The organism is Nitrospirota bacterium, from assembly GCA_016214855.1.
Lineage (GTDB): Bacteria > Nitrospirota > Thermodesulfovibrionia > Thermodesulfovibrionales > UBA6898 > UBA6898.
In genome coordinates, this window is record JACRMT010000004.1 from 407522 (window position 1) to 421460 (window position 13939).

The window sequence follows — 13939 nt, forward strand, 5'->3', positions numbered from 1 at the left end:
CATATCTTAATGCTAAATTGTAATGGTTTAGAGGCTATACCTGAAGAATATGTAATGATAGCTAACCTGTCTCATACCCTTTTTAACCAATTTCAATGGTCTCATCCTGATCTGACGGATCCATGCACAGATTTCTTTCCGGTTTTACAATATGCTCAGCGAGGATCTCGTTCAAATTCCGAGAGGCACCACCGCCGGATTCCTTGGAGATCCCTTTCGACTTTGCCGAGGCTGTCCTATTTGTCGGGATTTTTTTCTTACCTGCAGACTCCTGTCGATCGGCATTATTGGATTTGATAGCGTCTTTTTTGGGGGCTGCAGGAAAACCATCAATATATGAGGTAACCATATTTCTACCTCCCTGCTTTGATTGATACAGGGCATCGTCAGCCTTTTTGAAGAGATCACTGAGGCTCACAGCTTCGTCTTGATGGAGTTCAGTAAGGCCCATGCTTATCTGAATGTGGTGCTTCACATCCTTATATTCAAATATTTCTCTGTCAACCTTGTTCCGGATCTTGTCCAGTGCAGTAAATGCCTCTTCTTTCTTTGTTTCGGGTAAAAGTATGGTGAATTCTTCTCCTCCGTACCTTCCAAAGACATCTGTGGTTCTTATGCACGAGAGCACGAATTTGGAAAGGACCTTGAGCACATAATCGCCAACCTCGTGCCCATATTCGTCATTGAATCTTTTGAAGTGATCGATATCAAACATGCAGAGGCAAAACGGGTGCTTGTAGCGTTGAGATAGCTTCATGAGTTCGTAGGCACGTTTGAACAGGGTCCGACGGTTAAAAAGCCCGGTCAGCTGGTCCCGGGTTGCTGAATACTGGGCCCTCTCATAAATGACAGCGTTTCTAATTATTCCGGATAAGTCGTCGCTTATGTATTTGTGCGCTTTGGTAACTCCCCTTCCGGTGACGGCAAAGACCCCCACCGGGAGGAAAGAGCGGCAGTTCATGCACCTGGCCGTCTTTTCTTTGTATGTCTTAAGATCATCCCCCCTATATCTCTTATCGCTTTTTACCCAGCATTTATGTTCCTGCTTGTGATAGCAGCTGCAGCCGGTGTCGTTGCAATCGTTTACTTGCCAGCAGGGTCCTTCCCATTTCATATTGACAGGAAGAAAGGACAGTTTTCCCCCGTATTTCTCCTTGATAAAATTATCTGCCTCGTTGTCCCCGAGCTCATCATTAGGGATGGGGTCCATCGTGAGAAAGGACCTTACCATGGTGTTATGCTGCAGAACGGGGATCGAGTGGGTATCGTCCTCCAGAGACATGGTTTTCCTGTTCTTTACAAAAATTCCCTTAATTTTCAAGCCGAAGCCAGATAGGTCCTCACTGATAACTTTAAGCATTTTCTCGATTCCGGCCTCTGGATTGAGGTTGTTATAGATTTCTTTCAGCTTTTTATTCTGGCGTTGCTTTCTATGGAACAGCAAAAAAAGAACGGCATTCGCTCCGAGACTTATGACAAGAATAGAGAGGAGAAGAATGGAAAACATCGCCTACTCCTCCTTATATTATGTCGTCAGATTTCAGGTTACTACTTAAGACATATTACCTTGGAGTCGGAGATAAGATTTTAGACATCAAGGCTATCCCGTCAGGCATCAGGCAACCCAAGCTCTCTGCCGATAACGGTTGCGGCAAAGCGTTGACCCGAGGATTGCGATTTCACAAGTTTACGGATGCGCTCAAATATCTCTTGTTTGCAGCCCTGGTTTTCAGCAGCGATCATTGTATAGTTGTATGCCTCCCGAACTTCCATAGCCGTAATTTCGTACCCATAGCCTTCTAACAGCCATCTGAGAGCCGCCATGCCGGCTTCAACTGCAAAACCCGGCTGGGTCGTAGACATTTCCTTTGCTGCTCGTGTCAGCGTCCTGGGGTCGCAGGGTGTTCGGTTGGCTAAGGTTATAGCCTCGTCATATAAACCTGCAGACTTAGCTGCAGCAAACCACTTACCTTCCTCTCCCGGAGTACTGGCGACAAGATCACTCAAGATTTCACTTGCCGTTTTGTGAGGGTATTTGTTGGCAACGGCACGAAAGGTTGCAAGGTAGGTTGTCCCCTGATTGACCTCTACGGCATAACGGTTATAGGCTTCCGCTACCAGTCCGCTTGAAAGCAGGATCTCTTCGCAGGCTTCTGCTATGGCCCCTGAGGGCTCATTAATGCCGCGTGAATCCTCTGCATAACGGATGGCCTCAGCCTTTCTTCCCATTGCTGCAAGCGCCTTAACTCCCCACTTCCTGTAATACCAGTATTTATTTGGAGAAAGTTGAAGTAATGACAGGATTTCATCATTCCGCCCGGCCTTAAACAAGGAGCTCAAGCAAGCTGTTGTGCCTTTGAAATAGCTATATCCCCCCGGGCGAGGTCTCCACGATAAGCGGACCATCTCAATAAGACTATCAGCCCACCGCGAGGCTTGCTCGCTGGTGGCGCACAGTTCACCCCAAAAATCCGGCAGAAGCTCCAGATATGGTATTTCATCCTCCTCCACTGCGTGCCATAAACGATCCAACCACTTATCACGCACTGCAGTGTCGGCCGGAGCGACGGCAATAATAGTCACCAGCGTATCCATGGCATTATTCACTGCAGTTCCGATGGAGCCAGAGGAACTATCCACATGGGCCAGAGCCGGAGACACCTTTTCCAGAAACATAACAGCGCCTTCCGCGGCCAGGACAGGATCCTTGCGCGCCGCTTTCTTTATTTCTGACACTGCCTCTCTGATCCTCGTTATAGCTGGTTGTGAGCGCCAGCCGAAGGCATTCCGACGGAAGCGAGGGGCAAAAATCCATTTGTGAGTGGTTCCTGTAGCCATTTTGTGCATTTTCAATTTTAACCAAATAATGCAGCGGATTCCTACTGTGTCTCAACGAATCTATTATTGCTCTTGTTCTATTGGACTTGAAGGTAGATTTTCCGTGTATAATTTTAAGTATCGAATTACCACTATGGGAGGCAATATGACAAAGGCAGAGCTTATCGACAAAATGGCAAAGGATTCTGACATCTCAAAGGCAGCAGCAGATAAGGCACTTGCTTCCCTCATCGATGGGATCAAGAAGACTTTGAAGAAGGGGAATAAGGTAACGCTGGTAGGTTTCGGGTCTTTTTCGGTATCCCACAGGAAGGCAAGAACTGGTCGGAATCCGCAAACAGGAGAAGCTATCAAGATCAAGGCTTCCAAGGCTCCTAAGTTCACGGCGGGGAAGACCTTCAAGGATTCGGTTAAGTAGGAAAAGCCTAAGACTATATATCTCAGGCCAATTATAAAGTCCTTCAGTGATAGCACTTTTTATCCAGAGTTTGTAACACGGCTTATCGATAGACTGGATATTTTCGACTGAAGCAGCTGAAGTCATACCAACAGGGGAAAGATAGTAACTATGGGATATGATGATAAATTAGCAGAAAGGGTCCGGGCGCTCTTAATAAAACAGCACGAATGTGAAGAAAAAAAGATGTTCGGCGGTATTACCTTCATGCTGACCGGAAAAATGTGCTGTGGTATTCTCAAGAACGACCTGATGGTAAGGGTTCTCCCCGAACGGTACAAGGAGCTTCTGAGAAACCCTGCAGCCAGGGAGATGGACTTTACCGGAAGGCCGATGAAAGGCTTTCTGTTCATCAGTCTCGACGGTCTCAGGTCGGATTCAGACCTGAAGTTCTGGATCGATGAATCTCTCAGATTCATAAAGAAAACACCGGTAAAAGCAACAAGGAAATCGTAATGAAAAGCCGCAGATACTGGTCAGTTAAAACCTCGTGGCATATAAATATAACGATATCAATATCGCTGGCGCACGTCATGCCTGTATTACTCATTATTCTCGCTTTTCCGGTCTGGACATCTGGACAGGAAAATGCTCCTTCAACTGACAAAGTCATCGCCAAAGTCTTCGAAACCAATATTACTGAGAAAGACAAGGATATGCTCAGCGGCATTATCATCAGGGCTCTGCTTGACCAGTTCGCCCTGGAGAACAGGATTGAGCCAACTGAGGAAGAAGTGGACATCTTCATAATCAGGACCGCAGAATTGGAAAGAAGAAACAGAATAAAATTCGAGAGGGATCGCCTAAAGCTCATCGAAGAGCTTAAGTTCAATTCACTCAATGTTAAGGCCCGAAAAGAGAAAGAGGACCATCTCAAGAATCTTGAGTTCATCATAAAAACCAATAGGGAGATGGATGAGCGCGCCAGAGAGATGGAATCCAAATGGCGCCCAATGAAACTCAGGATGGCAATAGATACGGTAAGGGCCTGGAAGATCAACAAGGCTCTTTATCATAAATACGGCGGCAGGCTCATATTCCAGCAGGCGGGGATAGAACCTCTTGACGCATACAGGGACTTTCTCAAAGAGCAAGAGAAGAAGGGTGCGTTCAGAATCATAGATAAGAGATACGAGCCGGCTTTCTGGAGGTATTTCGTTGACGAGAATATGCACACATTCTATTCAAAGGACGACGGAGCGAGGCTCATGGAAAGACCATGGTGGATGATAGAAAAGCTGTCGGATGAATAGTTTCACATGAACAGTTACTTATAAAGCTATCTAATTGAAGCGATGCGTCTCCTAAACAGAATAGAACTGCCGCATCGGGAGGTTTGCCATGAAGAAGAGTAAGAGTGCCATTCTGCTGGCCGGTCTCATCGGCGGTTTCGTGGGTAATGGCGTTTTAGGCGTTCTGTTCACCCTTCCGGTCATCAAAAACCTTCTTTATGATCCGACCATCCAGAGCCGATTATTCATCGACATCACCCCTTCACGCAATATGCCGGTATCCGTGACAGGATTGGTAATCTTAAGCATCAGCCATGGCTGGTTATTTTCGGTCTTCCAGCCGTCCATTCCTGGCAATTCCTGGTGGAAGAAAGGCATCTTCTGGGGGCTGACCATCTGGATCATGTACTGGGTATTCCAGGAATGGTTCATTTATCATACTCTGCTTGCAGAACCGATCATTCTCAATATACTGGAATTAACGCTGCTCCTCGTGGGCTCCTTGGTCGAGGGAGTGATAATTGCGTACATTCTGGCTCGGAAGTGATTTCGTCACAAGTGAACAATAGCAGTTATATAATGAAATCAGGTCGTTTGGCCTGTTCGGGTAGAATCAGGACGATAACGGTCACAATGCTGATCACCCTCTTCCTCATGGTGGATCTGGCCCCGGCGCAGATGCAGATGACAGCGAGCAGGCGCGACATGGTATCAAAGGAGCGTGCGCAGCGCATGGAGGCTATGATCGATAAGGCATACCCCGGCGTCAGCCTGGATTGGGACAGGGAACAGCTCGTTTATCCTAATGGAAACCGAGTTTCCTTCACATTCCAGCTCTATAAAGAACTTCCCCAGCCGAACGATAATGCTGTTCTCGTGATCGCAAGCCACACTATGAACGAGAAAATGAAGAACGATGCTGTTCAGCAGATCCAGAACTTTCGCGGACAGCCCACTGAATTTCCTGTGTGCAGACTGAGCCTGATGCGCTCAGCCCCCTACGGCCGCGTTCTCGGTTACAAAGAGATAACCATCGATGTCCCGGATGTGCCTTCCTCATGCAGCAATGTCAATTTCGACTATGCCTACGGATCTGCCGGCGTGCTACCGCCTTTTTCGTCTGCAGCCTCAGCACCGAACTGGCCCTGGGTGATCATTAATTACACTACACTGCATGCGCTTCCGGATGCCTGGGCAACCATAACCTGGGCCGCAGTCCTTGACACCGATACACTGCGATGGGTCACCCGTCTGCCGGTCTGGTTCGAGGGTAGAAGGCGTGACGGAAAGGCGACGGTTTTTGCAATACATAATGATCACGGCAAATCAGGAGGCAATGAATGGGTCTTCAGCGGTTATGACGGACGTGAAGAGAATGTGCCATGGCAATATCGGACTGCCTGCAGTGCTGGTGACTGCCGGGTGGACCCAAGACTTGTTCTGGACTCTGTACTCAGCAGCGGCAGATGGAAATGAGGCCACAATTTGAGATTTAAGACTGGAGTTTTCATTCTCATTGTTTTCATACTCATGACCGCTACGGGCTACTCAGCCATAGCGGCTGCCGACAACTGTGAAGAGCTGCGCGGAGATGAAAAGATCCTGCCCGGTGAAATATACGGTAGCCGGTATTGGAGAAGTCAAAAGCTGCCACTCAGAGGCGATCTTAACAAGGCGCTTTCGGACTTGGATTACCGGGACGAATTGCCATTTGCTTTATTCATTGACCTTAATGATGACGGCAAACAGGAAATACTGCTCACCTCTCCTGATGGCAGGTTATGCGGCAACGCAGGCTGTCCGTATCTGCTACTTGATCCCATTACGATGGAGCGCATCGGAGAGTTCTTCGGGCACCCGGCCATACTTGACGAGCGCATAAACGGCTTCAGGATCATCCAGATCTATAGCCGTTACAGGGTTTCCGCCTCAAGTCTCGATACCTATGTGTACGATGGCAAGGCCTACCGCCTGGTCTCCCACACGATAGTCGATTATTGCGGTCTGGAACAGTGGCAGCGCAGAATGCGTATACGAAAAGAACCGGAACGGAATGAACCATCAGGAGGCAAGAAATGAATATCGGGAAACTTAAGGCGGCTGAAAGAGATTTTCTCAATGATTACCCCGGAGGGTTTGCTCACCCGGTCATGCTGGAGTTGGCCAAGAAGCACAAGTCAGACAAGATGACCGCCCTGGCAAAGGAAGCGTTTGCAAAAGACAATTTCAGGGACCCTGTTAAAATAGTAGAGGATATGGAAAAAGTGGTCAGTCGTTCTTCAATGGTCTCATTATTCGAAAAACCCAAGTTCAGGGACTACGCTCGATCTCTGACACTACCAGGAAAAGAGAAATTGTCAAAGGGACTTTACGATTTTCTGCATGGCGATGAAGAACGAGGGTTTGAAGTGCTTGTCGATATCCTGCGAAAGGGGAAACTGGCAAAGTGGTCACTGGTCACCATATGCCCTGCCTATTTCCGACCAACGACCGAGGTTTTTATCAAGCCGACTACCGTAAAGAATGTTATCCAATATTTCGAAATAGAGGGACTTGAATATAATCCGACCCCCACTTATGCTTTTTATAGGCAGTACAGATCAGTGATTAACAAAATGAAAAAGCAGGTTGATAAATCGCTATCTCCGGATAATGCCCACTTTTCAGGGTTCTTAATGATAGTTGTGGGTTGGCCAGGCAGGCCACAACCTGATAAGGATTGAACATCAAATCTAATGACTTCCTGATATTTCGCTGGAAGTTTGTTTATGCCCCCTTGTTGGGCATCAATGAAGAGAACGCTGCATGCTTATGACAACGAAGATATTTTAGGGATATATTTTATTCTGGAGGCAAAATGGCAAAGTCAACAATCACCTATTGGAATCCTCTGAGTAAAGGAGAGTGGACGCCGATCAGAGGACTGGAAAGGATGGCAGAGGAACTGACTCTGAGCATTGATGAGGCCACCGGTGAATATACCAGATTGACAAGATTCCTGCCCGGGGCGGATACCATGCCTTTTGGGGGAAAGAGCCATGAATATCCTGAGGAGGTCTTTATAGTGAGCGGCCGACTTTACGATAAGGCTTTTGATATGTGGCTTGAGAGCGGTCATTATGCAAGCAGACCACCCGGTGAGGTGCACGGCCCATTCACAACCGATATCGGGTGTGTTGTATTGGAAATATCCTTTCCGAATAAAATGAGATAATCTGCACACATGAGGGCTACAGGAGGATCGTATATGTCTCTGAAAAATAAAGCATTGATAGCTGTAACTGTTATTATCGCCATTATCGCGGTCTATTCCTTTGTAATGATCAGAAAAATATATACACCGACGACAGGCGATAAGATCGGAACTTATGCTCATCCGGCAAAGGCCCTTCTGGTTATCGACGTTCAGGAAGATTACACGGGAGCAAAGAGCAAAACACCACTCTTCAAGAATGTAGATGGCCAGATCGCTGCCATTAACGGGCTTATTGATACAGCATCGAAATCGGGCATGCAAGTGGTCTATATCCGGCAGCTTTTTGATAACAATCTGATGACGAGAAGATTTATAGGCAGGACTATCGAAGGACTGCCAGGAGCCGAGCTTGATTCCCGGATTAAAGTGATCAATGATAATGACTTCACCAAGAAGATATCCGATGCTTTCTCGAACCCGAGGCTTGACGACTTCCTGAGATCGCGTCAGGTGGATGAATTGTATCTCACGGGACTGGATGGCGTCTATTGCGTGCACAAGACAGCTTTGGGCGGAATGAATCGGGGTTACAAGGTTGCCGTGGTTACGGATGCCGTCATGTCACAAAAAAAGATGCCCGAGGTTCTAAAGCTTTATGAAAAAGACGGCATCGGGAAGATAACCAGTGATCAATTGCTTGCGATGTGAGGGTGACCAATATCACCCGGCTGCCGATGTTGGCTTAGGTGAGAAGATGTACCAGAGCAGCTCAATTCCCTTGCGGTACACTCGGTGTAATGGTCCACAGTTCTACTGAAGACGCTGGAGCTTCTCTTCGGGATTTGATGAACCGCTCTGATAGCAGCTTTAAGGCGTATTTGTAAGCACTATTACAGTCTTTTCCCTTCATAAAGTTTATCGTAATACATGACAGGAATACGCATTATTAACGTCAGTGATAAGGAGATCATGATTGATACGCGCGGTTATATTCGATCTCGATGATGTAATTGTAAAGACTGAACACCTGAAGGCTATTTCCTATGCTCGCGCCATTTCTCAGCTTTGCCCTGGCAAATTTGATCAAAAGACAGTCGAAACAGCATATGATGAATTTGTCGGCCAAACGGTAAGCAGGGAAGATGATCAGTGCAGCTGCATGGTAAGTGAGCCTGATGTCATGGAGACCTATCGGGAAATGGTCGGCAGATCTCGTCGCGATATGGCTACTGCCATGGTGAACCGCTTTGATCTTGAACCTTTTCTCCTTTCATATACGGGACAATATGGTATCAGTGAGCCCTGGCAGGCATTGATCAAAGTAAGGATGCCTATCTATGAAACAATACTGGAGGATCCCGAACTTCTTCGGGACAGCCAATGGTCTCACAATGTTGCTCTGCTCCATGTGGTCAAGAAGAATAAGCTCAGAGCGGCACTGGCAACGATGTCTGAACGGAGACACGTTTTGAAGATTCTCGCTGCCATAGGACTTACGGATTCATTTGAATGCATTGTCACCGGTGAGGATGTCAACCAGGGCAAGCCCGATCCGGAAATTTATCGGCTTGTTTCACAACAGCTTAAGGTTCCACCTTCGGAATGTCTTGTTATCGAGGACTCACCATCCGGTATCAGGGCCGGTTTATCGGCAGGAATGCGGGTTATTGCTGTTACCACACCGTTCAGCCGGGACAAGGTACACGCTGCAGACCTTCTCGATAACAAATGGGTTGTAGATGAACCCAGTCTTCTGCTGGATGTCTTTGACACGATGATCCAGGAAGCGAATATCTGACGCGGAGAATTGAGTGACGGATCATACTGAAATATGCCGGCTTGACTATCTTGTCGGTACGCTCGCTACTGCATACAAAGGCCCTATTTCGTCGCTGGTTCTCAAAAACCTTTGTGTAAACGAGATGCAGGAACAGACTGTAATCAAGGGATCACTTCTTGCGATTCCAGCGGGCAATTATGAAGCTTGCCTGATGCGGGAGGGTTCAGAACTGTGCCGCTCAATTCTTCAAAATGGACATATGGAACTGACCGCAGATACAAAAAAGACCAGCAGCGCCGCAAGCTTGCAGATAGACATCATTCAACAGGGAAGACATATCGGCACATTTCTATTAAAAAGGGCCCATCCCAATGAATTCTTCACAAGCGCTTTCGAGCTATCGGCAGAAGCTCAAGAGATAAATCTGAGTTGTCTAACTGTTGGAGTCAGGAATAAGCCTGGGCTTCTGAATGATGCCGAGAGCATTATTGCCGGATTTCTTTCGTCAAAACGCGACTGGAAAACCCTCTCGGAGCAGGTTAACTCATTTTCAAAGGATCTCTTCTGGGGGAACAGAGAGGCTTATTACCTCTGCTTCGATACCTTTGCAATCCTCCTATTGAAGGCCTTGGTGCAGACGGATGCACGGGTTTCAGGAAAACTTGCGGCAAATTTTATTTCCCTTCTCGAATTGCCCCTTGAAAAAGAAGATGACGTGAGCAAGCTTCGCTCCTCCATTGAAGCATGGCAAGAGCACCTTGTGGACTCCTGCTGCGATCTTTCGTATTCACTGAATACTGCGAAGAGACTGATCCGGAATATACGTGAGCGCACACCTTCGGTTGACATCAGTGGCATGTCCAGCTGCATTGTTGCATCGTTGAAAAAAAGAATATCTGGAGCCCCGGCAATAGGTAATGCAGCGCTTGACGATCTTAGGGCACTGCTTACCGGAGAGGCTTTCACCGGACTGTCAAAATATGGCGGGCAATACAGAGATAGTCTCAGCAAGGTACTCTCTTCTGCTGAGTCGATGATTGCAGCTGGTGAACTGACTCATGCTTCAGAGATGATTCTCAATATTGATGCAAATCTATTTGATGATGCAGACATGATAGATGCATACTTTGATGCCGTTACGAAGGCGATAGATACAGTAACTGCCGACAGGGCTGTGCGCACTATTATTACGGGGATAACGACATTCAACGCGCTTTCTTCCGGTGCTGCAAAAAATGTGGCATTGGGCGTTGCCGGAATTATCGAAAAACTTGCCGTGCAGGGCAGCATTTCTGCAGGCAAGGCATTAATTGCCTTCATTGGATCTGAGGAGCTGGCTTTCAGGGATGAGGCATTACTCAATCCTAAGGTTGCTTCATCAATAATTTCGACAGGAGATCAGGATCTCATTATGCTCTATACGGATCTGGTCTCTCGTATAGTAGTCCCTGTCCCGAGAGTAACGTCATTTTCGCAGGATACGTGGGCAGAGGTTATTGACCCCCGTCATTATGAGAGACTCTCCAGGTTCTTTTCCATATTGGGTCTTCACAACGAGACACTTTCATCGATCATAATGCATCTAATCTGCAACCTCTTTGTAACGGGCGTGTATATATCTGATGACAAACTATTCCAGAGAGACATCTCCACATATCTCAATTCCGGTGCGATGCGTGATAATTTCCTGCCGAACTATATACTGCTCCAGAAGCTGCCTGTCTATTATAATGAGGTTGCTGCTACCGGTAAGCTGCGCGATTACTCGACTGAGATCGACTCTTGGGGAAATGACCCCCTTCTCTACTTCCTGAGAAAGCAGGTCCATGTAAACGCAAGTAATAACAATATTCGCCTTATAGAAGATATTATCAGAGCATGGTCAAGCGCAAATGCAGTGGTCCTTAAAGGCAGTGTCCCGGATGAAGTATTTGACAAGGTGGATTCTGCGGTTCTCGAATCCTACTCTGTCGCGATGAGGCCTTTGCTTGTCTCGATCGGTGCATACGATGGCAATACCATCAATTTTGGGAAAATTCTCATGGTCGCAGAAGGCGAAATAAGCAGACAGGCCGACGCCATTTCGACGTCCCGGGAAATGCAATCGAAGATTAGACTGATCTGCATGCTATACCGCGAGCTGAAGAAGAAATACTCCCTTCTTGCAACCAGCGCTTCTGACGGCGGCGATCCCCTCTCCTTGCTCTCTGATCTGGTGGGGAGGGTCAGGAGGGCAAGGGAAGTAATCGGGTCGCCGATCAAGACAGAGGCAGTAGAGTCGCTCTACTACAAGCGCCATATAGCCTTTGGCATTCCTTCTGTTATGGGTTCATACCATGAGCCAAAATTTGATGCCTTAACTGAGCTTTACCGAAGTGAAGAGAGCATTCGCGTAATCCTTGAAGGCATCATTGCAGAAATAGATGCGAGTCGTAAAAATTTCCGCAATGATGAACTGAAGAAATGGCTTCGCTGTCTCAGTGCTCTTCGCGATCTTTACACTCTGCATGACCATGAAAATTTCCAGATTGATGAGATCCTCGCGGTTCTACAATCCAATGCTCTCCGCTTATCGCAGATAGTCGATCTTCTTAAACTATGGCAAAAAGAACTTGTTTCCATGGTTGAATTCTGCTACAGGATGTTTCATGTCCCTCTCCAACAGGTTCTGACCGCCTTTTCTTCTGAAGAACTGCCGGAGCGCTTAACTAATCTTGCACGCGGAAATGGCGACTTCCTGAATAAAGCAGCCGATATTGTTCTTAGAGATATCATCGGCAGTATTACAGGTCTTATGGAGCTTGACAGGCTTTTGATCAATATCATGAACGCACTCAGGGCGCGCGTCGCTGCCGGGTCTGACGATATAATAAATTTGACGAATACGACCGTCTTAGCAAAAGACCACTATCTGATGCAGGATCTGCCTGATAGTGAGATCATGACATTGTCTCCATTTCTGGGGAGTAAAGCAAAAAACCTGTTTTATCTTTCGAATCGCGGACTGCCTGTGCCGTCGAGCGCCGTCTTTTCCTCTGCCCACACAGATGATTGTGAGACTTATACGAAAAGTGACCCGTTCCATCTGTCGCTCAGGGATGCGATCGGGCATATCGAGCGGATTTCAGAAAAGACTCTGGGTGACCCTGAAAATCCGCTATTTCTGTCTGTAAGAAGCGGATCATATATTTCGATGCCGGGGATACTTTCTTCCATCCTCTATTGCGGCATGAATGATGCCACACTGGCCGGTCTCATAAAAAAATCGGGCAATGCCATTCTTGGATGGGATTCGTACCGCAGGTTTATCGAGCATTACTCCACTGTCGTCTTTGGTGTCCAGCAGGATGTTTTCGAAGATCTCAGGGGTGCTGTCCTTGCTGAAAAACCTCGTGAACAGGGCGCTGGGGAAATCGAAAGGATAGTTCAGGCGTATTTGAAATACCTCTCTTTAAGGGGACTGAAGATACCTTCTGATGTTTACGAGCAGCTTATGACAGCGGTAAATGCTATTTATCTCAGCTGGAATCGGGATCGTGCAGTTCAGTTTAGAAAGGCCATGGGGGTATCAGACCATTGGGGGACCTCGGTCATGCTTGTTGAGATGATTTCAGGGAATGCAGATGGTTCCGGGGCCTCGGTCTTCTTTACTCGCGCCCGCTCCTCGCTGCTGAAGGGGATTTACGGGGAGACGCGTGAAGAGGCAACAGGCGATGACCTCGTATACGGCAAAATGCTCAATCGGCCGCTTGCGAAAACACAGACAGGATCAGACCAGCTCAGCCTTGAGGAAATGGATCCTGACCTGTTCTCAAAGCACAAGGAAATGGCTGAGCGGATCGAAACTGCAATGGGAGGACTTCCGCAGGAGGTCGAGTCAACCTATGTTCTGGACGGCAGCGGCCATAGGTCTATCTATATTCTGCAGACAAAACGTATGGAGCAGCACTATGGCCTGGCAACAAGATTTGACGAAGTATGCAAGATGGAGCCGAAGATCGTCGGCCGGGGTGTGGGAGTTTTCGGTGGCGCGCTTAGTGGAATCGCGACATTCTGCCCGTCTGTTGAGGAATTGAACAAACTCCGGCAGGAAACCAGCAGACCGATAATCCTTCTGCGTCGGGCTGCAAGCACCGATGATGTTTCTTTGATGCCCTTGATCAACGGTATTATCACCTCTACTGGTGGTCCCACCTCCCACGCATCTATTCTTGCTCAAAAGTTCAATCTGACTGCTGTAGTAGGGTGTTCGGATATGCAGATAAATGAATCAAATAATGAGCCCTACGCCTTCATGAATGAGCACCTTATACGGGAGGGCACAGAAGTGAGCATTGATGGATCCACAGGGCTTGTCTACCTCGGCTCATGTATGTTCACTGTTCAATCGAGACTCGTTTGATTATAATTTAAATAGAGGCAATAAGATGTTTGCT

Annotated in this window: 13 protein-coding genes; 11 read left to right on the forward strand and 2 right to left on the reverse strand. The window is 47.4% G+C overall.

The features are described 5' to 3' along the window. Positions 1-82 precede the first annotated feature (82 nt). Positions 83-1507, reverse strand: coding sequence for a GGDEF domain-containing protein (locus HZB62_04010; protein MBI5074316.1), 1425 nt, complete (start codon positions 1505-1507; stop codon positions 83-85). Positions 1508-1608: 101 nt separating this feature from the next. Further along, positions 1609-2838 carry a hypothetical protein gene (locus HZB62_04015; protein ID MBI5074317.1) on the reverse strand — a complete coding sequence of 410 codons (1230 nt, stop codon included), beginning with the start codon at positions 2836-2838 and terminating at the stop codon, positions 1609-1611. A 145-nt stretch (positions 2839-2983) separates the two neighbouring features. Here HZB62_04015 and HZB62_04020 point away from each other — a divergent pair, with 145 nt between their 5' ends. The 11 genes from HZB62_04020 (at position 2984) to HZB62_04070 (ending at position 13905) form a co-directional block, all read left to right on the forward strand. Then, positions 2984-3256: an HU family DNA-binding protein gene (locus HZB62_04020; protein MBI5074318.1), complete on the forward strand. Its 273-nt coding sequence runs from the start codon at positions 2984-2986 to the stop codon at positions 3254-3256. Positions 3257-3406: 150 nt separating this feature from the next. Further along, entirely contained in the window at positions 3407-3751 is a 345-nt protein-coding gene (locus HZB62_04025) for a TfoX/Sxy family protein (GenBank protein ID MBI5074319.1), read from the forward strand. After that, on the forward strand, positions 3751-4548 hold the full coding sequence (locus tag HZB62_04030; protein ID MBI5074320.1) for a hypothetical protein: 798 nt from the start codon (positions 3751-3753) through the stop codon (positions 4546-4548). Before HZB62_04025 ends, HZB62_04030 begins: the two co-directional genes overlap by 1 nt. Before the next feature lie 88 nt (positions 4549-4636). After that, complete coding sequence (locus HZB62_04035; GenBank protein ID MBI5074321.1) at positions 4637-5074, forward strand: hypothetical protein; 438 nt, start codon at positions 4637-4639, stop codon at positions 5072-5074. Between the two features lie 32 nt (positions 5075-5106). Further along, positions 5107-6003 (forward strand): hypothetical protein, encoded by an 897-nt coding sequence (locus HZB62_04040; protein ID MBI5074322.1) that lies wholly within the window; start codon positions 5107-5109, stop codon positions 6001-6003. A 9-nt stretch (positions 6004-6012) separates the two neighbouring features. Then, positions 6013-6606 carry a hypothetical protein gene (locus HZB62_04045; GenBank protein MBI5074323.1) on the forward strand — a complete coding sequence of 198 codons (594 nt, stop codon included), beginning with the start codon at positions 6013-6015 and terminating at the stop codon, positions 6604-6606. Next, positions 6603-7250 carry a hypothetical protein gene (locus tag HZB62_04050; GenBank protein MBI5074324.1) on the forward strand — a complete coding sequence of 216 codons (648 nt, stop codon included), beginning with the start codon at positions 6603-6605 and terminating at the stop codon, positions 7248-7250. The genes HZB62_04045 and HZB62_04050 overlap by 4 nt, the downstream gene beginning before the upstream one ends. Positions 7251-7384: 134 nt before the next feature. After that, the gene (locus HZB62_04055; protein MBI5074325.1) at positions 7385-7741 is read left to right on the forward strand and encodes a cupin domain-containing protein; all 357 of its coding nucleotides are present in this window, start codon (positions 7385-7387) and stop codon (positions 7739-7741) included. A 33-nt stretch (positions 7742-7774) separates the two neighbouring features. Next, the gene (locus tag HZB62_04060) at positions 7775-8431 is read left to right on the forward strand and encodes a cysteine hydrolase (protein MBI5074326.1); all 657 of its coding nucleotides are present in this window, start codon (positions 7775-7777) and stop codon (positions 8429-8431) included. A gap of 265 nt (positions 8432-8696) precedes the next feature. After that, positions 8697-9521: an HAD family phosphatase gene (locus HZB62_04065; protein ID MBI5074327.1), complete on the forward strand. Its 825-nt coding sequence runs from the start codon at positions 8697-8699 to the stop codon at positions 9519-9521. Between the two features lie 241 nt (positions 9522-9762). Then, complete coding sequence (locus HZB62_04070) at positions 9763-13905, forward strand: hypothetical protein (protein MBI5074328.1); 4143 nt, start codon at positions 9763-9765, stop codon at positions 13903-13905. The last annotated feature ends 34 nt before the right edge of the window (positions 13906-13939 follow it).

What these genes read in the sequence shown, in the direction of transcription:
- HZB62_04010 (MBI5074316.1), bottom strand. Translation starts at nt 1,507, where the DNA reads ATGTTTTCCATTCTTCTCCTCTCTATTCTTGTCATAAGTCTCGGAGCG.
- HZB62_04015 (MBI5074317.1), bottom strand. Translation starts at nt 2,838, where the DNA reads ATGGCTACAGGAACCACTCACAAATGGATTTTTGCCCCTCGCTTCCGT.
- HZB62_04020 (MBI5074318.1), top strand. Translation starts at nt 2,984, where the DNA reads ATGACAAAGGCAGAGCTTATCGACAAAATGGCAAAGGATTCTGACATC.
- HZB62_04025 (MBI5074319.1), top strand. Translation starts at nt 3,407, where the DNA reads ATGGGATATGATGATAAATTAGCAGAAAGGGTCCGGGCGCTCTTAATA.
- HZB62_04030 (MBI5074320.1), top strand. Translation starts at nt 3,751, where the DNA reads ATGAAAAGCCGCAGATACTGGTCAGTTAAAACCTCGTGGCATATAAAT.
- HZB62_04035 (MBI5074321.1), top strand. Translation starts at nt 4,637, where the DNA reads ATGAAGAAGAGTAAGAGTGCCATTCTGCTGGCCGGTCTCATCGGCGGT.
- HZB62_04040 (MBI5074322.1), top strand. Translation starts at nt 5,107, where the DNA reads ATGAAATCAGGTCGTTTGGCCTGTTCGGGTAGAATCAGGACGATAACG.
- HZB62_04050 (MBI5074324.1), top strand. Translation starts at nt 6,603, where the DNA reads ATGAATATCGGGAAACTTAAGGCGGCTGAAAGAGATTTTCTCAATGAT.
- HZB62_04055 (MBI5074325.1), top strand. Translation starts at nt 7,385, where the DNA reads ATGGCAAAGTCAACAATCACCTATTGGAATCCTCTGAGTAAAGGAGAG.
- HZB62_04060 (MBI5074326.1), top strand. Translation starts at nt 7,775, where the DNA reads ATGTCTCTGAAAAATAAAGCATTGATAGCTGTAACTGTTATTATCGCC.
- HZB62_04070 (MBI5074328.1), top strand. Translation starts at nt 9,763, where the DNA reads ATGGAACTGACCGCAGATACAAAAAAGACCAGCAGCGCCGCAAGCTTG.